At 67.8% G+C, this 25,418-nt stretch carries 21 protein-coding genes; 7 read left to right on the plus strand and 14 right to left on the minus strand.

Annotated features, from left to right (window positions below):
* Window positions 1–12 precede the first annotated feature (12 nt).
* The 4 genes from tcuB to DIE17_RS12370 all read right to left on the minus strand — a co-directional run bounded on the left by tcuB (window position 13) and on the right by DIE17_RS12370 (window position 4,487).
* The gene (gene tcuB / locus DIE17_RS12355; RefSeq protein WP_124523251.1) at window positions 13–1,227 is read right to left on the minus strand and encodes a tricarballylate utilization 4Fe-4S protein TcuB; all 1,215 of its coding nucleotides are present in this window, start codon (window positions 1,225–1,227) and stop codon (window positions 13–15) included.
* On the minus strand, window positions 1,214–2,623 hold the full coding sequence (gene tcuA / locus DIE17_RS12360; RefSeq protein ID WP_124523252.1) for an FAD-dependent tricarballylate dehydrogenase TcuA: 1,410 nt from the start codon (window positions 2,621–2,623) through the stop codon (window positions 1,214–1,216). Before tcuA ends, tcuB begins: the two co-directional genes overlap by 14 nt.
* Before the next feature lie 63 nt (window positions 2,624–2,686).
* Window positions 2,687–3,640, minus strand: a complete 954-nt coding sequence (locus DIE17_RS12365; protein ID WP_124523254.1) for a LysR family transcriptional regulator — start codon at window positions 3,638–3,640, stop codon at window positions 2,687–2,689.
* Between the two features lie 220 nt (window positions 3,641–3,860).
* Window positions 3,861–4,487: a bifunctional 2-polyprenyl-6-hydroxyphenol methylase/3-demethylubiquinol 3-O-methyltransferase UbiG gene (locus DIE17_RS12370; RefSeq protein ID WP_185735366.1), complete on the minus strand. Its 627-nt coding sequence runs from the start codon at window positions 4,485–4,487 to the stop codon at window positions 3,861–3,863.
* Window positions 4,488–4,747: 260 nt separating this feature from the next.
* On the opposite strand from DIE17_RS12370, the gene DIE17_RS12375 reads away from it, so the two are divergent.
* The gene (locus DIE17_RS12375; RefSeq protein ID WP_124523257.1) at window positions 4,748–5,383 is read left to right on the plus strand and encodes an isochorismatase family cysteine hydrolase; all 636 of its coding nucleotides are present in this window, start codon (window positions 4,748–4,750) and stop codon (window positions 5,381–5,383) included.
* A 79-nt stretch (window positions 5,384–5,462) separates the two neighbouring features.
* Here DIE17_RS12375 and DIE17_RS12380 read toward each other — a convergent pair whose 3' ends face one another.
* Both DIE17_RS12380 and DIE17_RS12385 read right to left on the minus strand, forming a co-directional pair.
* Window positions 5,463–6,194: a ribonuclease T2 gene (locus DIE17_RS12380; RefSeq protein ID WP_124523259.1), complete on the minus strand. Its 732-nt coding sequence runs from the start codon at window positions 6,192–6,194 to the stop codon at window positions 5,463–5,465.
* 416 nt (window positions 6,195–6,610) lie between these two features.
* Window positions 6,611–8,014, minus strand: a complete 1,404-nt coding sequence (locus DIE17_RS12385; protein ID WP_124523983.1) for an HdeD family acid-resistance protein — start codon at window positions 8,012–8,014, stop codon at window positions 6,611–6,613.
* A gap of 545 nt (window positions 8,015–8,559) precedes the next feature.
* Here DIE17_RS12385 and DIE17_RS12390 point away from each other — a divergent pair.
* Both DIE17_RS12390 and DIE17_RS12395 read left to right on the plus strand, forming a co-directional pair.
* Window positions 8,560–9,117 (plus strand): helix-turn-helix transcriptional regulator, encoded by a 558-nt coding sequence (locus tag DIE17_RS12390; protein ID WP_124523263.1) that lies wholly within the window; start codon window positions 8,560–8,562, stop codon window positions 9,115–9,117.
* Window positions 9,118–9,226: 109 nt separating this feature from the next.
* The gene (locus DIE17_RS12395; protein ID WP_124485288.1) at window positions 9,227–9,808 is read left to right on the plus strand and encodes an HD domain-containing protein; all 582 of its coding nucleotides are present in this window, start codon (window positions 9,227–9,229) and stop codon (window positions 9,806–9,808) included.
* Window positions 9,809–9,984: 176 nt separating this feature from the next.
* On the opposite strand, the gene DIE17_RS12400 is transcribed toward DIE17_RS12395, so the two are convergent.
* Entirely contained in the window at window positions 9,985–11,523 is a 1,539-nt protein-coding gene (locus DIE17_RS12400) for an MFS transporter (protein ID WP_124523265.1), read from the minus strand.
* Between the two features lie 188 nt (window positions 11,524–11,711).
* Between DIE17_RS12400 and DIE17_RS12405 the strand changes: the two genes are divergently transcribed.
* On the plus strand, window positions 11,712–12,647 hold the full coding sequence (locus tag DIE17_RS12405; RefSeq protein WP_124523266.1) for a LysR family transcriptional regulator: 936 nt from the start codon (window positions 11,712–11,714) through the stop codon (window positions 12,645–12,647).
* Window positions 12,648–12,689: 42 nt separating this feature from the next.
* Here the strand turns inward: DIE17_RS12405 and DIE17_RS12410 are convergent, their stop codons facing one another.
* The 6 genes from DIE17_RS12410 to DIE17_RS12435 form a co-directional block, all read right to left on the minus strand.
* Window positions 12,690–13,829 carry an enoyl-CoA hydratase/isomerase family protein gene (locus tag DIE17_RS12410; protein ID WP_124523267.1) on the minus strand — a complete coding sequence of 380 codons (1,140 nt, stop codon included), beginning with the start codon at window positions 13,827–13,829 and terminating at the stop codon, window positions 12,690–12,692.
* Window positions 13,826–14,617, minus strand: a complete 792-nt coding sequence (locus DIE17_RS12415) for an enoyl-CoA hydratase (RefSeq protein ID WP_124523269.1) — start codon at window positions 14,615–14,617, stop codon at window positions 13,826–13,828. The genes DIE17_RS12410 and DIE17_RS12415 overlap by 4 nt, the downstream gene beginning before the upstream one ends.
* Window positions 14,614–15,516: a 3-hydroxyisobutyrate dehydrogenase gene (gene mmsB, locus DIE17_RS12420; protein ID WP_044846886.1), complete on the minus strand. Its 903-nt coding sequence runs from the start codon at window positions 15,514–15,516 to the stop codon at window positions 14,614–14,616. Before mmsB ends, DIE17_RS12415 begins: the two co-directional genes overlap by 4 nt.
* 18 nt (window positions 15,517–15,534) lie before the next feature.
* Complete coding sequence (locus tag DIE17_RS12425) at window positions 15,535–17,064, minus strand: CoA-acylating methylmalonate-semialdehyde dehydrogenase (RefSeq protein WP_124523271.1); 1,530 nt, start codon at window positions 17,062–17,064, stop codon at window positions 15,535–15,537.
* A gap of 114 nt (window positions 17,065–17,178) precedes the next feature.
* On the minus strand, window positions 17,179–18,885 hold the full coding sequence (locus tag DIE17_RS12430; protein WP_124920895.1) for an AMP-binding protein: 1,707 nt from the start codon (window positions 18,883–18,885) through the stop codon (window positions 17,179–17,181).
* Between the two features lie 197 nt (window positions 18,886–19,082).
* Window positions 19,083–20,216 (minus strand): acyl-CoA dehydrogenase family protein, encoded by a 1,134-nt coding sequence (locus tag DIE17_RS12435; RefSeq protein WP_124920896.1) that lies wholly within the window; start codon window positions 20,214–20,216, stop codon window positions 19,083–19,085.
* A 137-nt stretch (window positions 20,217–20,353) separates the two neighbouring features.
* Here DIE17_RS12435 and DIE17_RS12440 point away from each other — a divergent pair, with 137 nt between their 5' ends.
* The 3 genes from DIE17_RS12440 to DIE17_RS12450 all read left to right on the plus strand — a co-directional run bounded on the left by DIE17_RS12440 (window position 20,354) and on the right by DIE17_RS12450 (window position 23,854).
* Window positions 20,354–21,388 carry an AraC family transcriptional regulator gene (locus DIE17_RS12440; protein ID WP_124523275.1) on the plus strand — a complete coding sequence of 345 codons (1,035 nt, stop codon included), beginning with the start codon at window positions 20,354–20,356 and terminating at the stop codon, window positions 21,386–21,388.
* A gap of 121 nt (window positions 21,389–21,509) precedes the next feature.
* On the plus strand, window positions 21,510–23,084 hold the full coding sequence (locus tag DIE17_RS12445) for a nodulation protein NfeD (protein ID WP_124920897.1): 1,575 nt from the start codon (window positions 21,510–21,512) through the stop codon (window positions 23,082–23,084).
* The gene (locus DIE17_RS12450) at window positions 23,081–23,854 is read left to right on the plus strand and encodes a slipin family protein (RefSeq protein WP_124523279.1); all 774 of its coding nucleotides are present in this window, start codon (window positions 23,081–23,083) and stop codon (window positions 23,852–23,854) included. The genes DIE17_RS12445 and DIE17_RS12450 overlap by 4 nt, the downstream gene beginning before the upstream one ends.
* 198 nt (window positions 23,855–24,052) lie before the next feature.
* Here the strand turns inward: DIE17_RS12450 and DIE17_RS12455 are convergent, their stop codons facing one another.
* The gene (locus DIE17_RS12455) at window positions 24,053–25,330 is read right to left on the minus strand and encodes a haloacid dehalogenase-like hydrolase (RefSeq protein ID WP_044846880.1); all 1,278 of its coding nucleotides are present in this window, start codon (window positions 25,328–25,330) and stop codon (window positions 24,053–24,055) included.
* Between the last annotated feature and the right edge of the window lie 88 nt (window positions 25,331–25,418).

The following is a 25,418-nucleotide window of genomic DNA, read 5'->3' on the forward strand; positions in this document are numbered from 1 at the left end:
CCCTGGTGTCTGCTAATCCGAACCGAGGTTCAGCGTGCTGCGTTGCCGCTTCTCTAGCGACGATTTGAGCAATGCCGCCGAGCGGAAGATGCCGTGCGCGAACTTGCCGTAAGGCAGCGTGGCGAACAGCGCCATCACGATGCCGAGATGAATCGCGAGCAGCGACGGCATCGCCGAGGTCGTGCGGAGCGCGAGCAGCGCGAGACCGGATGCGCTCGTCAGAAGCAGGAGCGCGATGAAGCCGCGGTCCATCGGACGCTGACGGGGATCGCCCCGCTCCGGAACGCGTTTCAGGTTCAGCCACAGCAGTCCCGCCGGCCCCGCAATCAGCCCGATGCCGCCCGCCGTTCCCATCAGCACCGGCACGCTCAGAAACGGATACGGCGCTTCCAGACCGAATGCATAGTGATAGAGCGTCGCGACTGCGGTTGCCGCAAAGCACAGCATGAAGCCGTAGAACGTCAGGTGATGGAAGCGACGCCGCGCCAGCGTGAAGGCATCGTCCTCTTCGTTGCAGCCGTCGCCGTGGCCGCCGTCCAGGTACTTGAGCGTCAGCGCGTTCCTGGCCGCTTCCGCGACGGCTGGCGCGCTCGCGCTCGCCGTTCCTGCCGACACGTCGCGCCAGAAGCGCGTGACGCCGAGACCGAGCGCAAGAATGGCGAACAGGAAAACGATGCCGAACATCGCCGCGAGCAGGCCGTGCGGGAAGATCGCGTAGAAGTTCGCCGGCGCGACATCGCCCGACAAGCCGCCGCGCAATGCCGTACCGAGCAGCAGAAACAGCGCGATTCCGGCCGCCAATGCAACCGACAAAGTCAGGCCGTTTCGCTTGTACAGCGCGCCGAACGACGCAGGAAACGCGTATTCGGTGTAGGTTTCGAGCCGGACTTCGGCCATCGCTTTCGGCACGTTCACGCCGAATTCGTGCGGCGGCGCGTATTGGCACGCGTGATAGCACGCGCCGCAGTTGTGGCAGAGATTCGCCAGATAGTTGACGTCCGCCTTGCCGAATTCCAGGCGGCGCGTCATGGCCGGGAACACCGCGCAGAAGCCTTCGCAATAGCGGCAGGCGTTGCAGATCTGCATCTGCCGTGCCACTTCGGTTTCGCCGGCGCTCATGTGTACGATGGGGATCACGCGCGCCGTGCTGCCGTGTGGAGTTTTTTTCGTATCGACCGAGCACGCCGTGCGCGCGCGTTCGGGCGCGAGCGGGTCAGACTGCTGCACTGGTTGCCTCCGTTGTCTTGAGCGCGGCGCGTGCGGCCTGCGTCCCGGCAATGCGCCCGAAGGCCGTGCCGATCGACATGCCGACGCCCGCCGTATAGCCCTTGCCGAGCACGTTGCCGGCCATCATTTCGCCGGCGACGAACAGGTTTTCACTGGCGTTGCCGCCGAAGTGAACCTGCGCGCGGTCATTGGTCTTGAGTCCGAGATACGTGAACGTGATGCCTGGCCGCAACGCGTAACCGTAGAACGGCGGTGTCTCGATGCGGCGGGCCCAGTGTGTCTTGGGCGGCGCGAGGCCTTCGGTGTGGCAGTCGTCGAGCGCGGTGTGGTCGAAGGTGCCGTCGCGGCACGTATCGTTGTAGCGCGTGAGCGTTTCCATGAAGCGCGCCTCCGGCAGCCCGAGCTTGCGCGCGAGTTCCGGCAGCGTGTCGGCCTGTGCGCCCGGAAACACCGGCGGCATGAAGCGGCCGATTGCTTTCGAGTCGATGATCGAATAGCCGATCTGCCCCGGCTGATGCGCAACGAGCCGTCCCCAGATTGCATAGCGCTTCGGCCAGAAATCCTCGCCTTCGTCGTAGAAGCGCTCGGCGTCACGATTCACCACGACGCCCAGCGACACGCAGTCGATGCGTGTGCAGATTCCGCCGTCATACAGCGGCGCGCGTGCATCGATGGCGACGCAATGCGACTGGGACGGATCGCCAATCATGTCCGCACCAGCGTCGGCCATATGCTTGATGAGCACGCCCTTGTTGAAGCGCGTGCCGCGAATCAGGAAGTTGTCGGCGGGCCATTCGCCGCGCTCGTTTTGCCCCCACGCTTCGCGCAGCCATTCGCGATTCGATTCAAAACCGCCTGCCGCCAGCACGCAAGCGCGCGCCTCGAAGCGCTGGCTGCCGCTGCGCGCCGCGATGAAGAGACTGCCGTCGAGTTCAAGCGAATCAACGGGCGTTTCATAGCGGATATCGACGCCGAGCGCTTCGGCGCTGCGGTAATACGCGTTGACGAGCGCCTTGCCGCCGCCCATGAAGAACGCGTTGGTGCGTGCCACGTGCAGCGCACCGGACAGCGGCGGCTGGAAGCGCACCCCATGCTTCTGCATCCACGGCCGGCACGACGACGACGCGCGGATCGTCAGCCGCGCGAGATGCTCGTTCGTGATGCCACCGGTGACTTTCAACAGGTCCTGCCAGAATTCCTCTTCCGGATAGGCGTCGACGAGAACGTCTTGCGGCGCATCGTGCATGCAGCGCAGATTGCGCGTGTGTTGCGAGTTGCCGCCGCGCCATTCGCGCGGCGCGGATTCGAGAAGCAGGACCGAGGCGCCCGCTTCGCGCGCCATCAATGCGGCACACAGCGCGGCATTGCCTCCTCCGATTACGAGCACATCGACCATCAGACTTGCCTCCTTTTGGACAAATCGTAAAGGTCTCGTGCCCGCGTCGCTACCAGCCAGCCGTCAACGGGTCTTCACTTTTTGTGAAGGCTGAGGTTCCCGCAGCCGCGCACCGGGCCAGCGGCCTTCCTGCACCAGTCGACGGGCGACATCGGCGAGCACCACGCGCGCAGCGAGACCGGCGGGAGACAGTTCGTCATCGGAGATGCTGGCGAGCATGTTGGGCCGCGTGGCGTATTTTTCAGCGACGGGCACGCTCGTCAGTATCACGTTCTCGGGCCTTGCGAGCGCCGCGCCCGGTTGTATCGTCGCGCCGATGCCGGTGCGGACGAAGTCCATCAGGAGCGCAAGGCCGTCGACTTCGGCGACGATGTTCGGCTCGTACTCGGCGCGCCTGAACGCCGATAACAGCAGCGAACGCAGCCCGTGCGTGCCGCTGGGGAGAATCAGCGGAAGCCTGCCAAGATTTTTCAGCCGGACGGACGCGCTCGTCGGCATGCCATCGAGATCGCCCGCGCCGATCAGGAACAGCCGCTCGTCCAGCAGCGGCAGCACGCTCCATCGTTGCGCGGACTCCTCATGGAACAGCACGGCGAGATCGATCTGACGCGCGCTCAACATGGACGCAAGATAGCCGGAGAGACTTTCGACCATGTGCAACCGTACATCGGGATAGCGCGAGCGCATGGCCTGCATGAATGCGACACCCAGCACGCTCGCCGTGCTCGGCGCCATGCCGACGCTGACATGGCCCGACAGACGGGCCGAGCGTGCGGCAAGCGCGGCATCGTCGATATGCCGCAGCGCGAGTTGCGCCTGACGCCAGAACGCCAGACCTGCATCGGTCGGAACGACGCCCGCCGAGGTGCGTTGCAGCAAGCGCGTGGACAGTTCGCCTTCGAGACGGCTGATCTGCTGACTCAGTGCCGAGGTCACCACGCCGAGTTCCAGCGCTGCCTTGCCCATGCTTCCGTGTTCGACGACACTGAGAAAATAGCGTAGTTGTCTGAGTTCCATTCCGCGCTCGATCCGAAGGATTGGGCGGATATTTTGACAGAACGTCGTCGGGCAATCCTCGGCGTCGAGGTTGGATCTTTATAGCGCGTGCGTCTCTGCAGCAGTCGCACATATCAGGCAGAGACCAACCCCTTACTGCCACCGCTCTCTTCGAGAACCGGCGCTGATCGCTCCATACGCGCGCTTACCGAAGCATCCCGGGCCCGACCTTCGACCGAATCTAACCCCGTGCGCCGCCTTTGACGAATGCCAATCGGCTCCACATCACACCCGCACGCCGATTTCCACGCTGTACGGATTCGGTCTGGACATTCAGCACATTGCGCAAGCCATGAGCATTTGCGAGCTGCATGGTTTCTTCCGCTGAGACGTCGAACATCCGTCGTCCTTCCGGAACCGGTCCGTAACGCAAGGACACGACCAGCACCGCGCCGTCGCACAGGAGAGCGCTGACGTTCGGCATCGCCCGACGACGTTCGTCTTCATCAAGGTGCATCCAGACGGCCGACAGCATCACGAAGTCAAATGCTCTTCGCCTCGTACGCAAGATCGCGAGATCCGGCAGGCTATCGTCCAGCCATTCGATCCCCGGAGACGAATGCCGCCTGATTCCCGCAACGCGCAACGCATCCACCGGTTCGACGGCTACGACCGAATGCCCCATCGCCGCGAATGCAGCCGCATCGGTTCCGATACCGGCTCCAACATCGAGAATGCAAGACGGGCGCGCGGGAACGAGATGCAGCATGGGCCGATGATGTTCCTCGAACGAGATGTCCTGCCATTGCTCGATGAGCGAATGTGCATGCTCCGCGTAGCCTTCCGTGCCGCGTACATTGATGGACACCACCGTTCTCCAAATGTCGGTGTTTCGCGAAGTTTGCCAGATTGCCGGCATTTCAGTATCGCCGACCCGATGTCCAGAGCTGAACGAACCCGGTCGTCCAGGGCGGTACCGCACTCGCCAGCTCGGCCGGTCTGCACCAAGATGAAATGTCGGTTTATATTGCCGGAGTTCCAACACGCTCGCGCCGGAATGGTTGACGACGTATACGGAGCGGTCGATTTTCTGAAAACACCGAAGTGGCTCATGGGAGAGCATCAGTCATGCAACCGGAACACGCTTCAGATCTCGCGACGACTCGCCATGCAGGTGCGGAAGGCAGCACGCACGCGCCGATACCCTCGATCGTTCCGGCACAAACCGCGCTGATCGTGATGCACTACCAGACCGACATCCTCGGCCTCTTTCCGTCAGTCGCCCCCACCCTGCTCGCCAATACGCGCAAGCTGTGCGATGCAGCCCGGGCGAGCGGTGTCCACGTCTGCTTCGCGAATCTCCGCTTCAGCCCCGGCTATCCGGAAGTCAGCCCCCGCAACAAGAACGGGCAAGGGATCAAGCAACTCGGCCTATTCGTCGACGACGGCCCGTGCCCGGAGCTCGGCCGGCTAGACAGCGAGCCGCTGACTATCGCGCATCGCGCGAGCGTGTTCTTCCGCACCGACCTGCAGGCGCGGCTCATCGCGCGGGGTATCGATACGCTGATCCTGGTCGGGATTGCGTCGACCGGCGTCGTGCTGTCGTCGGTCGCACACGCCAGCGACGCGGATTTCCGGCTGTATACGGTGAAGGACTGCTGCTACGACCCGGATGAAGTCGTGCACGAGCATCTGTTCGCGACGGCGTTCGAGACGCGCACGACGGTGCTGTCGCTCGCGGACGCGCTGCGGCTGCTCGCTTAGGCGCACGATATCCACGCCACGCCGGCCGGAACGCTTCCGGCCGGCGCCTCGCGCATTACGCCGTGCGCAACTTCGCGCGTTACTTCGCGATATACACGCCCGACGTCGGGCACGTCCCCTGCGTATTCCCGTCCGTCACGAGCGACGCCGCGCTCGGAAACTGCGCGGTCGCGTTCGTCTTGACCGCGATCCACGCTTCCGTGAAATAGCTGACGCCATTGGTCTTCGTGCACTTCAGCGACACCGCGCTGCGCGTATTGCTGCCGAACGCGCCTTCGAACGCGGACAGCAGCTGGTTGCGCGTCACCGTCTTGCCCGCGTTGGCCTGCAGGAACGCGTTGAACGACGTGTTGCCGAGCCGGCTGATCATGCCGGCCGCCTGGTTCCAGTACGCATCCGGCGACGCCGAGTTCGAGCAGGTGCCGTGCTTGAACCATTCGTGCTTGTCGAGGCACGACGCCACGCCCGGCATGTAGGTCGACAGCGTGCTGCGGGTCGCGGTGCTGACCGGATACGCATCCATGCTGCACCACTGGTGCGCGTTGTCGAGATCGACGTCGCTCTGCGGCACGCCGCAGTAGAACGGCTGGTTGCCGTCGTACCGGTTCGGCCAGAGACCATGCAGCGACAGGCTCGTCGCCGCGTACGTGCCGGCGAGGTTCGTACACTCCGGCGTGTCGTGCGACGCGCAGAAGCCGGGTTCCCACGAAGCAGCGAGCAGCAGGTAGTCGTAGCTGGTCTGCGCGACGGCGTGCAGCGAGGCGGATGCGACGGCGATTGCGGCCGCGGCGCGGGCGAGCGTCTTGAGCATGGCGTTTCCTCGGAAAAGGCTTGCGGTCGCGGGATGCGCCACAAGGTTGTCGAATGTCTGCCCGCGATTGTTGCTCGCGCAACGTGGCATCAATATGAAGGTGGACGAAGGAATTCGTAGTCGAACGCCACCCTTGTCAGCGCCGGCACCGGTACCAATACGCGCCCTTCTCCGCCGGAGACGCCGGCTCGCCCTGCAACGGAGCATCCCCACGATGACGGCCTGCCGGCCGGGCAGGCCCTATCGCGTCGCGATCGGAATGGGCAAAGCATCGAACTCGCGGACAGCATGCCCCTGCTCACGGCTCGCTGCTGCCAAGCTGCATGCGCGCACGCGCGGCCGAATCCGCGCCTTCGAGCGCGAGAATCTGTCACACGCCGATGCTCACGCGCCGGCCCTCGTCCGGCGCCACGCGATCATTTCACCGACGCGGCCTCCGATCCGCCGGACGACATCGCCGCGCTGTCCTGCTCGCGCCACGCGCGGCGCGACGCGATGATCGCCTGCACGGCCGAGCGCGCGACCTTCCACCACGCGAACGGACGCGGATCGGCGAGCATGCTGAGCGCGCGCGCATAGTCGAGCGTGAGCCCGGGCGTCCAGGCCATCGTCACCGCGCGCTTGCGGATCTGCGCGGCGACCCACAGCTCGGGCGTGAGCAGCAGCCGCACGAATGCGCCCCACCCGGCCCGCGTGCCCTTGAGCCGCCACACCGCGCCGTCGAGCGCCGCTTCGAGCGCGTTCGACACGGTGCTCGAACAGTTGCGGTGCGTGAGGTTGTACGTGACCGTCTGCCGATACGACGACCAGAACGCGGCCAGCTTCGCCGGATCGTAGTTGCGGATCCGCACGCGCACGGTCGACGGACACCACGCCTTCGACTCGGTCGCATAGTCGGGCTGGAACAGCCCGGGCACGTCGTTCTCGCGCGTCGCGCGCAGGATCCGTGTGAATTCATCGGGAGAACGATCGATCTCGACGGCCGGATACAGGCTGATGTAGATACCCTCGGGCGACTCCAGCGCCGCATGGCCGGTGGAGATCACGCCGTTGACGTCCACCGCCGCGATGTAGCGGTCGATCACCGGATAGCGCTGCGCTTCGGCCTTCGACGTGCCGGTCGGCGTCCACACGTGCACGGTCAGCGCGTGCTCGTGGTCGGCCGGCGGGCCGTCCCATTCGGATTGCGTGAAGCGCGGGAGGTCGGCAGCCGTGTCGATGTCAGGCACGATCGCCGGCGCCGGCGACGTGACGAACGCGGGGTTGCGCGTCAGCCGCCGCACGCGCGCGGCGAGGCTCAGCATGTGCATGCCGCCGAACATCAGCAGCAAGCCGAGGCAGTACGGCACGGTGCCCACATAGTGAGTCGGATACGGCTGGTAGAAGAAGATCGCGAGCAGGATCTCGACGACGCCCCACGCGAATGCGACGTGCCAGCGCCGGTAACGCACCATCCACGCGGACGTGCACTGCAGCAGCCCGTCGACGAGAAACAGCGTGCCGAAGATCATCGACAGCAGGAAGTGTCCGTGATGATGGCCCGCGAACACGAGCGCGGCGGCCACCACGACCGCGATGCCCTTCACGTAGCGCAGGATGCGCTGCCCGCCGACGCCGCTGCCGGCCACCGCGAGCGTCGCGAGCCCCTCGATCAGGAACAGCCACGCGAACAGTTCGATCGGAAAATGCAGCGCGCCGTCGAGTGCGTCGACGAAGATGCCGACGCCCGCGACGACCCACAGCCAGCCCAGCACGGTCAGTCCACGCCAGCGCGTTCGCAGATATTCGATGCCCAGCAGCAGCAACACCAGTCGTACCATGGCGCCCTCGTATTGATTTTTTCGGGATACGCGCAGATCACGCGCCTCCGGTCGTGCCGATCATGCATCGTGCGATGCGGAAGTCGGACGGTGGCAATGCTGACCGGCGCGTCATGCGTCGACATGTCCAGTCACGGCCGGCGCGCTCCGCTTTCGCCGAATAATAAGATATGGCGGAGCCGGTTGAAAGCCTGGCGAAAACATTGCCGGCGGAGCCGGACGCCGGGCGTGTCGATAGAGACGGCGCGATTGGCGGGGTTGCGGCTGCTATTCCGCCGAAGGTTTCGACGTACCGTCCGGGATGGCCGCACCGTTGCTCGATCAGCCGTACACGATCTAAGCTCGGCATGTCACGATGGCGATCGCAGGTCTGGATCTCACGATACAGCGCACACCGATCACCGCCGACGGCACACCCGCCCTTGGCGGACGACGCGCGTTCCGATCGGGTTCGTCGTAATCCAGGCATCCCGGAAATGACGGCCCCATTCATCCATTGCGCAACGCGGCGCCTGCGCGGCCCGCATCCCGAACGGAATACGAACATGCCCGCCTCACCGCTTCACACCCCGCCGCTCGGCCCGCAACTCAAGCGTTGGCGCACGCTGCATCGCGTGAAGCAGAGCCATGCTGCCGAGTTGTTCGGCGTCGCCCAATCGACGATCTCGCGCTGGGAAGCCGGCATCCAGCAGATGTCGCCGGACGAGCGCGCGACGGCCGAGCGGCTGCTTGCCGCGCGTCTCGATTCGGCGGGCGACCACGCGCTCGCGCGGCTGATCGCGAGCAGCACGGCGCGCATGCATCTCGTGTGTGACCTCACGCACCGTCTGCTCGCGTGCTCGCCGTCGCGCGCGGCCGAGTTCTCGCGGCCGCTGCCGACGCTGCTCGGCACGTCGCTGTGGCGCTATGCGTCGCCGGAGATCGTCCGCATGGAAGCCGCGCTCGAACCGCTCGGCTGGCACGATCACGCGGGGCCGCCGAGCGTCGAATTCGCAACCGGCGCCAATGCGTCGCGCGTCGTGCCGATCCGCGGCAGCACCTGCCGATGGACGCGGATGACGCTGTCGGACGGCTCCGCCGCGCGCCTCGTCGAAACGCTATAGCACGCGCGGCGGTCGCGGGGTACGAGCGCGGCGCGCATATTTCATGCGTGGACGCAGCGCGGCCGCACGGCGTACGCTTGACGGCACGATTCGAGCATTCCCACCAGCCATGAACCTCGACACGATCCACGCGCGGCTCGATTTCCTGCGCGAAGCCGAACGCCTGAAAGACGTGCTGCGCAGCGGCCACACGTCGAGCGGGCGCGCCGAAAGCACGGCCGAGCACAGCTGGCGGCTGTGCCTGATGGCGCTCGTGTTCGCCGACGCGCTGCCCGACGTCGACACGACGAAGCTGCTGAAACTGTGCGTCGTCCACGATCTCGGCGAAGCGCTGCACGGCGACATCCCCGCGATCGAGCAGGCCGCGCATCCGGACAAGAGCACGCACGAACGCGACGACCTGCTCACGCTGACGGCCGGGCTCGATCGCGCGCTGCGCGACGAGATCGTCGCACTGTGGGACGAATACGAGGCGGCGGCATCACCGGAAGCGCGCGCCGCGAAGGCACTCGACAAGCTCGAGACGATCCTGCAGCACAACCAGGGCAGCAATCCGCCGGACTTCGACTACGCGTTCAATCTCGGCTACGGCCGGCGCTACACCGACGCGGCACCGCTGTTCAACGCGATCCGTGCGATCGTCGACGCGGACACGCAACGCAGGATCGACACACGCGGCGACGGCGCGTAAGCGCGCGGAACCAGCCGCGCACCACACCGCGTGCGGCAATCGCACAAGATGCGCACGCACCTGAACGGACGGGAATCGGCGCGATGCCCGCGCGCGGCGAGGAACACGACCGGCCGATGATGACGCTCGTTGCCGCGTCACGGCAACGACGCGTCACCCGACGCGCGGCGCACGCGTCATTCACACACCGTCACCCCCCGCCGCGCCGGCGCGAACGCCACCGCGCTTGCCGTCGCGAGCACGGCCACGCCGGCCGCGCCGTACACCATCACCCAGCCGAAGCCGTGCACGAGCGCCGCGTGCAGCGCCGCACCGTTCGGGTCGGCCTTGGCGAGCGCCGGCGCGATCGCCTGCAGCCCGTCGGTGCGGCCCGACGCGATCTGCTGCGCCAGCGCGCGCAGCGCCTCCACATCGACCGCTCCCGCGACGCCGGCCTTCAGGCTCGCGACGATCCCCGCGACCAGCACGAAGCCCATCGTCGCGATGTTCAGCGCGAGCGAGATCATCCGCGCGCTCATGTCGATGCCCGACGCCATCCCGGCCCGCGAACTCGGCACCGCGCCCGTCGTCGTGTTCGTGACCGGCGTGTTGGTGAGCCCGAGCCCGATGCCGGCGATCACGCAGCCGGGCAGCATCGTGAGCCAGCTCGCGTGCTCGACGCCGCTGCCGATCCGCATCAGCGCGAAGCCGGCCGCGATCGTAAACAGGCCGCCCGGAATCACGACGCCTGGCCCGTAGCGCAGCGCGAGCCGCTCGCCGAACGGCGGCGCGACCAGCGTCGGCAGCGTGTACGCGAGCAGCGCGAGGCCGGCCATCACGCTGTCGTAGCCGAGCGCGACCTGGAACCAGATCGGCAGGTAGATCATGAACGGCCAGAAGCTGAAGTTCATCCCCATCGAGCCGAAGATCGCGCCGGTGAACGCGCGAATCCGGAACACGGAGAAGTCGAACATCGGCCGCGCGCTCGTGCGCTCCGCGACGAAGAAGCCGGCCAGCGCGAGCACGGTCGCGCCGAGCACGCCGAGGCCGGCCGCACTCGTGAGCCCCAGCTCCGCGCTCTGCGTGATATAGAACGCGAGACCGAGCACCGCGAGCGACAGCGTGACGATGCCCGCGACGTCGAGCGTGCCCGCATGCGGATCGCGCGACTCCTGCACCGCGCCGCAGATCAGCACGAGCGCGACGGCCGCGAGCGGCGCATGCACGAGAAACACCCACGGCCAGCTCGCCGCTACGACGATCGCGCCGCCGACGATCGGCCCGAAGCCGAGGCCGATCCCGAACACGATGCCCCAGATCCCGAACGCGCGGCCACGCTCGCGCCCTTCGCGGAACTGATGCGACAGCACCGCGATCTGGCAGATCAGCATCGCGCCGCCGCTCGCGCCCTGCAGCAGCCGGCCCGCGACCAGCACCGGCACGTTCGGCGCGAGCCCGCACAGCAGCGAGGTCGCGCCGAACAGCACGGTGCCGATCACGTACACGCGCTTGCGGCCGAACCGGTCGGCGAGCGTGCCGGCCGCCATCAGCACCGTCGTGCACGCGATCGTGTACGCGTTCATGATCCACTGCATGCCGTTGAAGTCGCCGTGCAGCACGCGTTCGAGCGTCGGCAGGATCACCGGCACGCTCGAGATCTCGAGGCCGAACATCAGCGACGTGAGACAGACGGCCGCCAGCGCGACCGCATTCCTGCGGGAGTCGGATAGGGTCATGCGTATTGCGCGACGGCCCTCGACAGGCCGTGCGCCTCCAGGTGAGAAGGATGCGCCGCGTGCGGCCGGCAACGCACGCTGAGCGGGAATCGGTACTATAGTGAGAATTTCCCTCCCCATTGACGCGTCCACTTCCCCGGACTCGGGAATCACAGGACGCAATCAGGGCAACCCCAGCACGCCCCGCCATGACCGACAAACTCGACGGCGTAACGACCTTCGTCCAGGTCGTGGAATCCGGCAGCTTCGCGCTCGCCGCGGAACGGCTCGACATGACGCGCTCGGCGGTCGGCAAGGCGATCGCGCGGCTCGAGAAGCGGCTCGGCGCGCGGCTGCTGCAGCGCACGACGCGCAGCCAGAGCCTGACCGACGACGGCCAGGCGTACTACGACCGCTGCGTGCGCGCGCTGGCGGAGCTGGAAGCGGCCGAAGCCGATCTCGATTGCGGCCGCAACGAAGCGCGCGGCAAGCTGCGGCTGAGCGTGCCGCTCGCGTTCGGGCATCACTGCGTGACGCCGATCGTGCTCGATCTCGCGCGCACCTATCCGCACCTGCGGATCGACGTGTCGATCACCGACCGCTTCGTCGACCTGGTCGAGGAAGGCATCGACCTCGCGGTGCGGATCGGTTCGCTCGCGGACAGCACGAGCCTCGCGGTGCGGCGGCTCGGCACGCAATACGGAAGCCTCGGCGCCGCGCCGTCGTATCTCGCGCGCTACGGGATGCCGCAATCGCTCGACGATCTGAGGAACCACCGGACGATCGCATACTCACGCTCGGGCGTCGCGCAGCCGTGGGACCTGCGCGCGCCGGACGGCTCGACGGTGCGCATCGACATGCCGCACCAGCTCAGCTTCGACGACGTGCAGGCGATCGCGGCGGCCGGCGCATCGGGGTTCGGGATCGCGTGGCTGCCGAGCTGGCTGCTCGATCATTACGTGAAGCGCGGCGAGATGGTCGTCGTGCTCGATCGCTGCTTCGTATGCGAAGGCGACATTCACGCGATCTGGCCGAAAACGCGCTACCTGCCGCGCAAGACGCGCTGCGTGATCGACGCGCTCGTGCAGGCGGTGCCGCCGATGATCGAGCGGCCGCAGCCCGCGAGCATCAAGAAAACCGGTTGAAACCGACGCGCCGCACGGGCGCGCCGGGCCGTCACGCGGCGCTCACGCCGCGCCGAGATCGGCGAGCGGATGGGCGAACAGCTTCCACGGCGACGTCAGGAAATGCCGCACGCGCTCGGCGCGCAGCTCGACGAGCGACGCCGGCGCCCAGCGCGGCTTGCGATCCTTGTCGACGAGATGCGCGCGCACGCCTTCGCAGAAGTCGCCCTCCTCGATCGCGCGCGCGACGATGCCGAGCTCCATCCGGAACGATTCGGCGAGCGTCATCTGGCGGCCGCGCAGCAGCGCTTCGCGCGTCACGCACAGCATCGTCGGCGAATGGCCGGCGAGTGCATCGAGCGTCGCCTGCAGCCATTGACGATGCTCGCGCGACAGCTCGTCGCGCGCGAGCTCCTGCGTGAGCGTCGCGACGATCCGCTCGACGGTCGAGCGCTTGTCGAAGTGCCGGACGATCCACGCCGTCTGCGTATCGAGCGCCGCATGCGGCACGACGTTGCACGGCGGCTCGAACACCTTGCGCAGCGCCGGCAGCACGTCGCCGTCCCATTTGATGCTGTCGATGCGCGTCTCGAACGTATCGAGCCACGCCGACGGCACGCACAGATCCGCGAGCTTCGCGCTCAGCGCGTCGGCACCCGACAGCATCGCGCCCGTCAGCCCCACGTACAGCTCGAGCTCGACCGGCATGCGCGACAGGAAATGCGTCGCGCCGACGTCGGGCACGAGGCCGATGCGCGTCTCGGGCATCGCGATCTTGCTGCGCTCGGTCGCGACGCGCAGCGCCGCGCCTTGCGCGAGCCCCATTCCGCCGCCCATCGTCACGCCGTCCATCAGCGCGACCACCGGCTTCGGGAACGTGTGGATCGCGTAGTCGAGCCGGTATTCGTCGACGAAGAACGGCAGCCAGGTCTCGCGCTGCGCGACCATCCGGTGCAGCGCGCGCACGTCGCCGCCCGCGCAGAAGCCCTTCTCGCCCGCGCCGCGCAGCACGACCGCGACGATCTGGTCGTCGGTGCGGCAACGCTCGAGAAGCGCGGCCAGCTCGCCGATCATCGAATAGGACAACGCATTGAGTGCGGCCGGCCGGTTCAGCGTAATGAGCGCCACGCGGTTCACCACGCGAAACAGCACCTCCGGCGCGGGTTGCGCGAAGCTGTCATGAGTCGTCACCGGCGTGCTCATCGTTGCGACTCCCCGTCGGTGTGCCATTGCGGCGCGCGCTTGCCGAGAAACGCGGCCACGCCTTCGCGCGGATCGTTCGTGTCGAACAGGTCGACGAAGCGCTCGCGCTCGACCGCGAGCGCCGCGCTACGCGGCACGCCGCGGCGCGCGAGGCCGATCAGCTCCTTGCTGTAGGCGACCGCATGCGGGCTCTGCCGTGCGACGTTGCGCGCGAGCGCCAGCGCCGCATCGCGGGCCGCGCCGCTTTCGACCACGTCCTCGACGAGGCCGATCCTGAGGGCCGTCGCCGCGTCGACGCGCGTGCCGGCCAGGATGATCTTCTTCGCCCAGCCTTCACCGACGAGCCAGGGCAGCGTCTGTGTGCCGAGCCCGCACGGCAGCAGGCCGACCGACGGCTCGGGCAGCGCCATCTGCGCGTGCGTCTCGGCGATCCGCAGGTCGCACGCGAGCGCGCATTCGAGGCCGCCGCCCATCGCATAGCCGTTGATCGCCGCGATCGTCACGACGCGCGCGTCGTGCAGCGCCTCGAATGCCGCGCCGAAACGCGCGGCCATCGCGCGCGCGACCGCGCGGTCGCCGTCGGCGAACGTATTCAGGTCCGCGCCCGCGCTGAAGAACTTCGGGCCGTCTCCGGTGATCACCAGCGCGCGCACGCGCGGGTTCGCATTCAATTCGGCGACGGTGGCCTGCAGCTGCTGCAGCCCGTCGGCGGTGAAGGCGTTCGCGGGCGGACGCTTGAGCGTCGCGCACGCGATCGCGCCGTCGTCGACGTAGTCCAGTTCGATCATGAGGCGTCCTTCTTGGTGGCCGGTTGGTACAGGCGGATCACCGCCGAGAAATCGAGCTGCCCATCGCCGCGGCTGCTCATCGTCTGGTACAGCTGCTGCGCGAGCGCACCGAGATAGACGGGCTGGCGCGCCTGCTTCGCGGCGTCGTTCGCGAGGCCGAGATCCTTCAGCATCAGGTCGGTGCCGAAGCCGCCGCTGTAGCCGCGCGACGACGGCGCGGTGTCGATCACGCCCGGATACGGGTTGTAGGTGTCCGAGCTCCAGCAGCGGCCCGTCGACGTGTTGACGATGCCGGCCAGCACCTTCGGGTCGATGCCGAGCGCGACGCCGAGCGACATCGCTTCCGACACGGCCGCCATCGAGATGCCGAGCACGAGGTTGTTGCAGACCTTCGCGACCTGCCCCATCCCCGTCGGCCCGCAGTGGACGATGTTCTTGCCCATCCCGGCGAGCACCGGCTTCACGCGCTCGAAATCCGCATCGCTGCCGCCGACCATGAAGGTCAAGGTGCCGGCCGCCGCGCCGCCGGTGCCGCCCGACACCGGTGCGTCGACGAACGCGCCGCCGTGCTCGCGCACGAGCGCGCCGAACGCCTGCGCGCTCGCCGGGTCGATCGTGCTCGAATCGATCACGGTCGCGCCGGCGCCGAGGCCGGCCAGCACGCCGTTCTCGCCGGCGAGCACCGAGCGCACGTGCGGCGCGGCCGGCAGCATCGTGATCACGAAGGCCGCGCCCGATGCCGCGTCGCGCGGCGATGCGGCGACCTGCGCGCCGGCGTCCTGCAGCGCGCGCAATGCGTCGGCGCTCAGGTCGAACGCATGCACTTCATGGCCGGCCTTCAACAGGTTCAGCGCCATCGGCGCACCCATGTGGCCCAGTCCGATAAAACCGATCTTCATGTTCGTGTCCTCCGCGGCTCAATGCAGCCGGATCGTCGTGTTCACCGGGCCGGCCGTCGTGTCGTCGTCGAACCAGCGCGCGGTGACCGTCTTGGTCTGCGTGTAGAACTGCACGACCTGCTTGCCGTACGGGCCGAGATCGCCGAGCTTCGAACCGCGCGAACCGGTGAAGCTGAAGAACGGCACCGGCACCGGGATCGGGATGTTGATGCCGACCTGGCCGACGTCGATCTCGCTCTGGAACTTGCGTGCCGCCGCGCCGCTCTGCGTGAAGATGCCCACGCCGTTGCCCATCGGGTTCGCGTTGACGAGCGCGATCGCTTCGTCGAGCGTGTTGGCTTCGAGCACGACCAGCACCGGACCGAAGATCTCGTGCGTGTAGATCGACATGTCGGTCTTTACGCCGGAGAAGATCGTCGGGCCGACGAAATTGCCCTCCTCGTAACCGGCCACCTTCACGTCGCGGCCGTCGAGCTCGAGCTTCGCGCCTTCCTTCACGCCCGCTTCGATCAGCGACAGGATGCGCGCCTTCGCTCCGCGCGACACGACCGGACCGACGTCGGTGCCGGCTTCCGCGCCCGCGTTCACCTTCAGCAGCTTCGCCTTCGCGACGAGATCGGGCAGCCAGTCGCGCGCCTCGCCGACCAGCACCGCGACCGACGTCGCCATGCAGCGCTGCCCGGCCGCGCCGAAGCCCGCGCCGACCAGCGCGTTGAGGGTCTGCTCGCGATTCGCATCGGGCAGCACCACCGCGTGGTTCTTCGCGCCCATCATCGACTGCACACGCTTGCCGTGCTGGCTGCCGAGGTTGTACACGTGCGTGCCGACCGCCGTCGAGCCGACGAACGAGATCGCCTTCACGAGCGGATGCGTGCAGATCGCGTCGACGACTTCCTTGCCGCCGTGCACGACGTTCAGCACGCCCTTCGGCACGCCGGCCTCGATCGCGAGTTCGACGAGCTGCATCGTCGACATCGGGTCTTGCTCGGACGGCTTCAGCACGAACGTGTTGCCGCATACGATCGCCATCGGGAACATCCACAGCGGAATCATCGCGGGGAAGTTGAACGGCGTGATGCCCGCGCACACGCCGAGCGGCTGGCGCAGCGTGTAGGTGTCGACGCCGCCCGCGACGTTCTCCGCGAATTCGCCGAGCTGCAGCGTGCCGATCGAGCACGCATGCTCGACCACTTCGAGGCCGCGGAAGATGTCGCCTTCGGCATCGGGCAGCGTCTTGCCCTGCTCGGCCGTCAGCGTCTTCGCGATGCGCTGCAGGTTCGCGCGCACCAGATCCTGGAACTTCAGCATGATGCGCATGCGCGCGGCGATCGGCGTGTTCTTCCACGTCGCAAACGCGGCGTGCGCGGCCTGCACGGCCGCGTCGACTTCGGCGACGGTCGCGAACGGCACGCGCGCGAGGACCTGCTGCGTCGCCGGGTTGACGATGTCGCGCCACTCGCTCGTGGTGGACTCGACGAAGGCGCCGTCGATCAGCAGCTTGACCGTCGGCACGTCTTGCCCCGTGCGGGGCGTCGGATTCGCGTTCATCAGTGCACTCTCCTTGCAGTGGGCCGCATGGCGTGATGCCACGCGCGGCCGGTTCGGTTCAGTCCGGTGACGGGCGACGCACGGCAAAACGCGGCGCGCGCGGCCCGCGGCCGGTCATTTCAGTTCGGCGGCGAAATCTTCTTCCCAGTATTCGCCGGGCATCCGCGTGGTCGCATCGTCGCCGCGCTCGATCTCGCGGCGGCGCAGCTCGACGCGGCGGATCTTCCCCGAGATGGTCTTCGGCAGCTCAGCGAACTGCAGGCGGCGAATGCGCTTGTACGGCGCGAGCTTCTCGCGCGAGAAGCGGAAGATCTCCAGCGCGAGCGCGGGGCTTTCCTCGTAGCCCTGGCGCAGCGTGATGAAAGTCTTCGGCACCGACAGCCGCAGCGGGTCCGGGCTCGGCACGACGGCCGCTTCCGCGATCGCCGGATGCTCGATCAGCACGCTTTCCAGTTCGAACGGGCTCAGCCGGTAGTCGGACGACTTGAACACGTCGTCCGCGCGGCCGATGTACACGTAGTAGCCGTCGTCGCCGCGCATCGCGATGTCCGACGTGCGGTAATGGCCGTCGCGCATCGCGTGGGCAGTCGCGTCGGGATTGTTCGCATAGCCGGTCATCAGGCCGACCGGGCGCGTCACGCCGGCGCCGATCGGCAGCGCGACCTCGCCTTCGGTCACCGGCGCGCCGTCCGGGTCGAGCAGCGCGATCCGGTAGCCGGGCAGCGGCCGCCCCATCGAGCCCGCGACGACCGGCTGGCCCGGCGTGTTGCCGATCAGGCAGGTCGTCTCGGTCTGGCCGTAGCCGTCGCGAATCGTGATGCCCCACGCCTTCTTCACGCGCTCGATGATCTCGGGATTGAGCGGCTCGCCCGCGCCGACGATCTCGCGCAGCTTCACGTCGAACGACGCGAGCGGCTGCTGCACGAGCATGCGCCACACGGTCGGCGGCGCGCACAGCGTGGTCACCTGGTATTTGACGAGCGCATCGAGCACGACCTTCGGCTCGAAGCGCGCGTAGTTGAACGCGAACACGCACGCCTGCGCATTCCACGGCGCGAAGAAGCAGCTCCATGCATGCTTCGCCCAGCCCGGCGAGCTGATGTTCCAGTGGATGTCGCCCGGCTGCAGGCCGACCCAGTACATCGTCGACAGGTGCCCGACCGGATAGGTGCGATGCGTATGCTCGACGAGCTTCGGCTTCGACGTCGTGCCCGACGTGAAGTACAGCAGCATCGGATCGCTCGCGTGCGTGACGGCGTCCGGCTCGAACGCGGCGCTCGCCGCATAGCCGTCGTTCATCGCGAGCCAGCCCGCGCGCGGCGCGCCGGCGACGATTTTCTGCTCGAGGCCGAGATCGGCCTGTTCGAACTTCGCGGTTTCGTTCTCGTCGACGATCGCGTATTTCGCGCCGCCGATCTGCACGCGATCGCGCACGTCGTCGGCCGACAGCTGCGTGGTCGCGGGCAGCACGATCGCGCCGAGCTTCATCGCGGCGAGCATCGCGTCCCACAGCTCGACACGGTTCGGCAGCATCAGCAGGATCCGGTCGCCGCGCACGACGCCGATGCCGCGCAGCCAGTTCGCGATCCGCGACGAGCGCTCGGACATCTGCGCGAACGAATACGGGTCACCCGTGCCGGTTGCCGCGTCGACGATCCACAGCGCGGGCTTGTCGTTGCCGCGCGCCATCGGGTCGAAGTAGTCGAGCGCCCAGTTGAACGCATCGAGCACCGGCCATTCGAAATCGCGGTAAGCGGTTTCGTAGTCGGTGCGATGGCGCAGCAGAAAGTCGCGTGCGTCCAGGAATGCCTGTACCGTCATCGTGTCGTCTCCGTCTCTAGTCTCCATGCCCAGCGGTCAACCGGGCAAGCGCTGCAGCGCATGCCCGGTTCCGTATCGCGCGGCGCACGGTCACGTCGTTGCGTGCCGCGTTTGCCGCGCTGCCCTCGTGCCCTGCCTGTTTGCCTGCCTGTATGTCTGGTTGTTTGCGTGGTTGTCGATGGAGCGCGCGTCGCGACTCAAAGCTGTCGCGCGATCACCATCCGCTGCACTTCGCTGGTGCCTTCGTAAATCTGCGTGATGCGCGCGTCGCGATAGTGACGCTCGACTTCGTAATCGACGAGGTAGCCGTAGCCGCCGTGGATCTGGATCGCGTCCGAGCACACGCGCTCGGCCATCTCGGACGCGAACAGCTTCGCCTGCGATGCTTCCGACAGGCACGGCAGACCGGCCGTGCGCAGCTTCGCCGCGTGATGCACGAGCAGGCGCGCCGCATTGATCTGGGTGGCCATGTCGGCGAGCTTCTGCTGGATCGCCTGGTGCTCGGCGAGCGGCTTGCCGAACTGCACGCGCTCGCCCGCATAGCGGCGCGCCTTGTCGAATGCGGCGCGCGCGATGCCGAGCGCCTGCGCGGCGATGCCGATGCGGCCGCCTTCCAGGTTCGACAGCGCGATCTTCAGCCCTTCGCCGCGATTGCCGAGCAGGTTCTCTTCCGGAATCGCGCAGTTCTCGAACGTGATCGGGCACGTATCGGATGCGCGGATGCCCATCTTCTTCTCCGGCTTGCCGACGATGAAACCCGGCGTGTCGGTCGGCACCAGGAACGCGGAAATGCCGCGCTTGCCGGCTTCCGGATCGGTCATGGCAAAAACGATCGCTACGCCGGCGCGCTGGCCGTTGGTCACGAACTGCTTCGCGCCGTTCAGCACCCACTTGCCGTCGCGCAGCTCCGCCCGCGTGCGCAGGTTGTGCGCCTCCGAGCCGGCCTGCGGCTCGGTCAGGCAGAACGCGCCGATGATGCGGCCCGCCGCCATCTCGGCCAGCCAGCGATCCTTCTGCGCGGGCGTGCCGAAGCCGAGGATCGGCCCGCAGCCGACCGAGTTGTGCACGCTCATCATCGTCGCGCAAGCGGCGTCGCCCGCCGCGATCTCTTCCATCGCCAGCGCATAGGCGACGTAATCCGTATACGCGCCGCCCAGTTCCTGCGGCACGATCATCCCGAGCAGGCCAAGTTCGCCGAGCCGCGCGACGACGGCGTCGGGCAGGTGCGCGTCGTGGTCCCACTGCGCGGCGTTCGGCGCCAGCACCTCGGTGGCAAAAGCGCGCGCGGCGTCGCGGATCATCCGCTGGTCTTCGGTGTAAAGCTCGTCCATGGCGCTGCTGTCTCCCGCGGCCGCGTACCGCGACCGACCTTTCGTTTCGATGCAACAAGTGTAGGCAAGCGCGCGCGACTGTTCGATGCTCACGCCGCTCATTTACACTGAGCGTTTTTGCCATACCGGCGGCTTCGATGAAGCAGGAAGAGAAGGGAACCGTCGCGATCAGCCTCGTCGCCTATAGCGTCGCGCTCGCCACCCGGCGCGGCGTCGCGGCCGAGCCGCTGCTCGCGCAGGCCGGCATCGCGCCCGCGCTGCTCGCGCAGCCGCGCGCGCGGGTGTCGGCGCAGCAATACGGCGCGCTGTGGAACGCGATTGCGCGCGCGCTCGACGACGAGTTTTTCGGGCAGGATCGCCACCCGATGCGCAGCGGCAGCTTCATTGCGATGAGCCAGGCCGCGCTATCCGCGCAGGACGGGCTGCACGCGATGGCGCGCGCGGTGAATTTCATGCACTGCGTGCTCGACGACCTGCACGCGGAGCTCGACGCGAACCCGCAGCGCGTGCGGCTGCGCTTCGTGCACCGCAACAGCGCCGCGGCGCCCGCGATGTTTACGTACGCGACCTATTTCATCATCGTGTACGGGCTCACCTGCTGGCTGATCGGGCGACGCATCCCGGTGCTGCACGCGAGCTTCCGCTGCGACACGCCGCCGGCCGACCACGAATACCCGTCGATGCTGTGCGACGACATGCGCTTCAACCAGCCCGATTCGTATGTCGATTTCGATCCCGAATTCGCGACGCTGCCGGTCGTGCAGAACGCGAAGACGCTGAAGACCTTCCTGCGCAACGCGCCGGCCAGCTTCATCGTCAAGTACCGCAACCCGAACGCGCTCGCGCAGCGCGTGCGCACGGTGCTGCGCGGGATGCCGCCCGCCGCGTGGCCCGGCGCCGGCGGGATGGCCGCGCGGCTGCATGTGGCCGAAGCGACGCTGCGCCGCAAGCTGCACCAGGAAGGCCACGCGTACCAGTCGATCAAGGACACGCTGCGGCGCGACCTCGCGTTCGAGGCGCTGGCCGATCCGGCGCGAACCATCGCCGACGTCGCGGCCGCCGCCGGTTTCGCGGAACCGAGCGCGTTCTACCGCGCGTTTCGCAAATGGAGCGGGCGCAGCCCGGCCGAGTACCGGGAAGAAGCGCTCGCGCGGGGCGGCGGCACTGGCTGAGTGCGCGGCCGGCGGCACCGCCTTCGCGCTTTCCGCCGAAACCGCCTAATCTTCAAATATCGGGCCAACGCCCTTTCCGCGAGCCGGACGGCGTGCGGCCGCGCGCCGCCCGGACGCCCCGATGCACATTCACCGTCATGGGCCGCCGCCGGCACCTGCATCGCCCGGCGCCCGCCCCCGTCACCCGCTGTCCGCGCGGGTCGCGCGCGCCGCGCTGTTCGCGGCGCTGCTCGTCGTGTGCGCGGCGGTTGCCGCGCCGCCCCCCGCTACCCAGCCCGTCGCCGCGCCGCCTGTCGTCGTGATTCCGGTCAACGGCGCGATCGGGCCGGCCAGCGCCGACTTCATCGTCCGCTCGCTCGACCGCGCGGCGCGCGAGCACGCGCCGCTCGCGATCCTGCAACTCGATACGCCCGGCGGGCTCGACACGTCGATGCGGCTGATCATCAAGGCGATCCTCGGCTCGCCGGTGCCGGTCGCCGCGTTCGTCGCGCCGGGTGGCGCACGGGCCGCGAGCGCCGGTACCTATATCGTCTACGCGAGCCACATTGCCGCGATGGCGCCCGGCACCAATCTCGGCGCGGCATCGCCGGTGCAGTTCGGCATCGGCGGCGGCGCGCCGGGAGCGCCGGGAGCGCCTGGGGCGCCAGGTGCGACGAAGCCGTCGCCGGTCGGCGCATCGGGCGCGTCCGGCGCATCCGCGACACCGGCCGAGTTGCCGAACGACACGCAGTCGACCGAGATCCGCAAGGCGACCCAGGATGCCGCCGCGTACATCCGCGGCCTCGCGCAGTTGCGCGGACGCAATGCCGCGTGGGCCGAGCGCGCGGTGCGCGAGGCGTTGAGCCTGTCGGCAACGGAGGCGCGCGCGCAGCATGTCGTCGACCTGGTCGCGCAGGACCCGGCCGACCTCGCGCGCCAGCTCGACGGCCGCACCGTGACGACGACCGCCGGCACGCTGCACCTCGCGACCGCGCATGCGCCGCTCGTCGTGCTGGCGCCCGACTGGCGCAGCCGCTTCCTGTCGATCATCACCGATCCGAACGTCGCGCTGATCCTGCTGACGATCGGCATCTACGGGCTGTTCTTCGAGTTCGCGAATCCCGGCTTCGTGCTGCCGGGCGTCGCCGGCACCATCTGCCTGCTGATCGGGCTGTTCGCGATGCAGTTGCTGCCGGTCAGCTATGCGGGCCTCGGGCTCGTGCTGCTCGGGCTCGGCTGCCTCGTCGCCGAGGCGTTCCTGCCGACCTTCGGCGTGCTCGGTTTCGGCGGGATCGTCGCCTTCACGATCGGCGCGCTGATGCTGATCGATACCGACGTGCCCGGCTACGGCATTCCGTGGCCGGTGATCGTGGGCCTCGCGGCCGGTGGCGGGCTGCTCGTCGCCGTCGTATCGAGCGTCGCGCTGCGCGCGCGGCGGCGGCCGGTGGTGACGGGCGCCGAGGCGATGGTCGGCAGCATCGGCGAAGTGCTCGACGACGGCCTGCACGCCGACCAGCCGCAGGGCGCGGCCGGCGCCGCACCGTCGGCGGCGGGCTGGGCGCGCGTGCACGGCGAGCGCTGGCGCGTCGCGAGCAGCACGCCGCTGGCCGCCGGTTGCCGCGTGCGCGTGACCGGCCGCCACGGGCTGACGCTCACCGTCGCGCCGCTCTACGACGTGCCGGTACACGAACAACAACACCAGGGAGCACCGTCATGATGGGCTACACGTTTGGCTTCAGCAGCGTCCTGATCGTCTTCATCGTGGTGCTCGTCGCATCGTCGATCCGCATCTTCCGCGAGTACGAGCGCGGCGTCGTCTTCATGCTCGGCCGGTTCTGGAAGGTGAAGGGGCCGGGGCTCGTGCTGATCATCCCGATCGTCCAGCAGGTCGTGCGGATCGACCTGCGCACCGTCGTGTTCGACGTGCCCGCGCAGGACGTGATCACGCGCGACAACGTGTCGGTGAAGGTCAATGCGGTCGTGTATTTCCGCGTCGTCGATCCGGAGAAGGCCGTGATCCAGGTCGCGCGCTTCTTCGAGGCGACGAGCCAGCTCGCGCAGACGACGCTGCGCGCGGTGCTCGGCAAGCACGAGCTCGACGCGTTGCTCGCCGAACGCGAGCAGTTGAATGCCGACATCCAGAAGACGCTCGACGCGCAGACCGATGCGTGGGGCATCAAGGTGTCGACGGTCGAGATCAAGCACGTCGACCTGAACGAGACGATGATCCGCGCGATCGCGCGGCAGGCCGAGGCCGAACGCGAGCGGCGCGCGAAGGTGATCCATGCGGAAGGCGAACTGCAGGCGTCGGAAAAGCTGCTGCAGGCCGCGCAGCGGCTCGCACTTCAGCCGCAGGCGATGCAGCTGCGCTACCTGCAGACACTGACGACGATCGCGGCGGACAAGAATTCGACGATCGTGTTTCCGCTGCCGGTGGATCTGCTGGGGGCGTTGCTGGAGCGATTGAGGCCGCCGCGCGAGTCGTGAGACGCGCGGGCGCCGGCATGCACGACGCCGCGGCCGATGCCGATGCCGATGCCGACGCCAACGCTCGGGCGCGGGGCCGCGGCGGCCGGTAGCCGGTAGCCGGTTGCCGGTTGCCGGTTGCCGGTTGCCGGTTGCCGGTTGCCGGTTGCCGGTTGCCGGTTGCCGGTTGCCCGTTGCCCGACCCGCGCCCGGCCCGCGTCAGGCCAGCAGCTTGCGGTCGGTCTTGCCGTACTTGATCGACTTCTCGTCCGGGATCATCAGCCCCGTGTGCTCGTCGCGCCCCTGCAGCAGGAAGCGCGCGTCCGGCTTGCCGATCTGCTCCGCCGCGAGCTTGCTGTCCGCGCCGATCTCGCCCTTCTTCATCCGGTTCACGATCACGCCAGCCGCGGTGTCCTTGAAGTCGCGCAGCATCCATGCGTCGCCGTCGCTGTCGCCGAACACCAGCAGCGGGCCGTAACCCTTCTTCGACGCGAGGACGTTGCGGATGCCCACCGTCTTGCCGGGCCCCCAGTTGAAATGCCAGCCGGCCGGATAGGTGCTCGTGTACTTGCCGTCCTGCATGTCGAGACGCAGGCCGATCACGTTCTCGGGCGGCACGCCGTAACCATAGTTCGGATTGCCGGCGAATACGCGCACGACATCGTCGAGCGACGCGGTGCTCACGTACACGTCGATGCCGTTCGCACGCAGCGTATGCATCACCGCGCGGATTTCCTCGTGAATGCGGATGCCGTGGAAATGCGTGTCGGCCACCACGCCGGCCTTGCCCGGCAGCGCTTTCGGGCTTTCGTAGCGGACCTTGCGCAGCGCGTCGCCGATCCCGTAGTTGTTCGACGCTTCCGCCATCGCCTGCAGCTCGGCGGTCGTCATGTTCTTGTAGAAATAGATGATCCACTTGTAGCCGACTTCGAGCGGATGCGTATCGCAGATCGCGTCGTACATGAAGTACAGCTTCGCGCGAAAATCCTTGAACTGGTCGGTCTCGCGAATCTCGTCGAGGCTCTTGTCGCCGCCGAAACCCTTGTAGTTCGCGTAGAGCCAGCGGTAGTCGGACTCGACGTCGGCGGCGAGATCCTCCATCGTCACCGGCTTGCCGTCGACGGTCGTATAGTCCTTCATGAACGCGCCCTTCGGCACGTCCTTCCACATCACGCCGACGAACTCGTCCGGCGTCAGCTTGTACTGCAGATGGTTGATCTGGTACATCAGCAACGCTTCTTCGCAGTCGTTCATGATGCACGTGTTGTCCCAGTCGAACACCGCATACGGGCGGCGCTTCCCGTCGTAGCGCGCGCTCGCGACGCCGTGCTGGTCGAGCACCGCCTGCAGGCGCGCGGCGTTGAACGGCGACCAGCGGCCCGGGTCCAGCGCGTCCGGCGCGGTCGCGCTCTTCGCGCCGGCCATGCCGGCCTTGAGCATCAGCGGCGTCGCAGCGGTCGCCGCGGCCAGGGTGTTCATGAACTTGCGGCGTTGCATGGTCTGTCTCCACAGGAAGGTCGAATCGGCTTCGGTCGCTGCCCCCGCGCGACGCGCGGCACACCGGCCCCGCGAAGCCGCGAAGGCT

It is taken from the genome of Burkholderia sp. Bp9099 (genome assembly GCF_003857805.1).
Lineage (GTDB): Bacteria > Pseudomonadota > Gammaproteobacteria > Burkholderiales > Burkholderiaceae > Burkholderia.

What these genes read in the sequence shown, in the direction of transcription:
- tcuA (WP_124523252.1), bottom strand. Translation starts at nt 2,623, where the DNA reads ATGGTCGATGTGCTCGTAATCGGAGGAGGCAATGCCGCGCTGTGTGCC.
- DIE17_RS12365 (WP_124523254.1), bottom strand. Translation starts at nt 3,640, where the DNA reads ATGGAACTCAGACAACTACGCTATTTTCTCAGTGTCGTCGAACACGGA.
- DIE17_RS12375 (WP_124523257.1), top strand. Translation starts at nt 4,748, where the DNA reads ATGCAACCGGAACACGCTTCAGATCTCGCGACGACTCGCCATGCAGGT.
- DIE17_RS12380 (WP_124523259.1), bottom strand. Translation starts at nt 6,194, where the DNA reads ATGCTCAAGACGCTCGCCCGCGCCGCGGCCGCAATCGCCGTCGCATCC.
- DIE17_RS12385 (WP_124523983.1), bottom strand. Translation starts at nt 8,014, where the DNA reads ATGGTACGACTGGTGTTGCTGCTGCTGGGCATCGAATATCTGCGAACG.
- DIE17_RS12390 (WP_124523263.1), top strand. Translation starts at nt 8,560, where the DNA reads ATGCCCGCCTCACCGCTTCACACCCCGCCGCTCGGCCCGCAACTCAAG.
- DIE17_RS12395 (WP_124485288.1), top strand. Translation starts at nt 9,227, where the DNA reads ATGAACCTCGACACGATCCACGCGCGGCTCGATTTCCTGCGCGAAGCC.
- DIE17_RS12400 (WP_124523265.1), bottom strand. Translation starts at nt 11,523, where the DNA reads ATGACCCTATCCGACTCCCGCAGGAATGCGGTCGCGCTGGCGGCCGTC.
- DIE17_RS12405 (WP_124523266.1), top strand. Translation starts at nt 11,712, where the DNA reads ATGACCGACAAACTCGACGGCGTAACGACCTTCGTCCAGGTCGTGGAA.
- DIE17_RS12410 (WP_124523267.1), bottom strand. Translation starts at nt 13,829, where the DNA reads ATGAGCACGCCGGTGACGACTCATGACAGCTTCGCGCAACCCGCGCCG.
- DIE17_RS12415 (WP_124523269.1), bottom strand. Translation starts at nt 14,617, where the DNA reads ATGATCGAACTGGACTACGTCGACGACGGCGCGATCGCGTGCGCGACG.
- mmsB (WP_044846886.1), bottom strand. Translation starts at nt 15,516, where the DNA reads ATGAAGATCGGTTTTATCGGACTGGGCCACATGGGTGCGCCGATGGCG.
- DIE17_RS12425 (WP_124523271.1), bottom strand. Translation starts at nt 17,064, where the DNA reads ATGAACGCGAATCCGACGCCCCGCACGGGGCAAGACGTGCCGACGGTC.
- DIE17_RS12430 (WP_124920895.1), bottom strand. Translation starts at nt 18,885, where the DNA reads ATGACGGTACAGGCATTCCTGGACGCACGCGACTTTCTGCTGCGCCAT.
- DIE17_RS12435 (WP_124920896.1), bottom strand. Translation starts at nt 20,216, where the DNA reads ATGGACGAGCTTTACACCGAAGACCAGCGGATGATCCGCGACGCCGCG.
- DIE17_RS12440 (WP_124523275.1), top strand. Translation starts at nt 20,354, where the DNA reads ATGAAGCAGGAAGAGAAGGGAACCGTCGCGATCAGCCTCGTCGCCTAT.
- DIE17_RS12445 (WP_124920897.1), top strand. Translation starts at nt 21,510, where the DNA reads ATGCACATTCACCGTCATGGGCCGCCGCCGGCACCTGCATCGCCCGGC.
- DIE17_RS12450 (WP_124523279.1), top strand. Translation starts at nt 23,081, where the DNA reads ATGATGGGCTACACGTTTGGCTTCAGCAGCGTCCTGATCGTCTTCATC.
- DIE17_RS12455 (WP_044846880.1), bottom strand. Translation starts at nt 25,330, where the DNA reads ATGCAACGCCGCAAGTTCATGAACACCCTGGCCGCGGCGACCGCTGCG.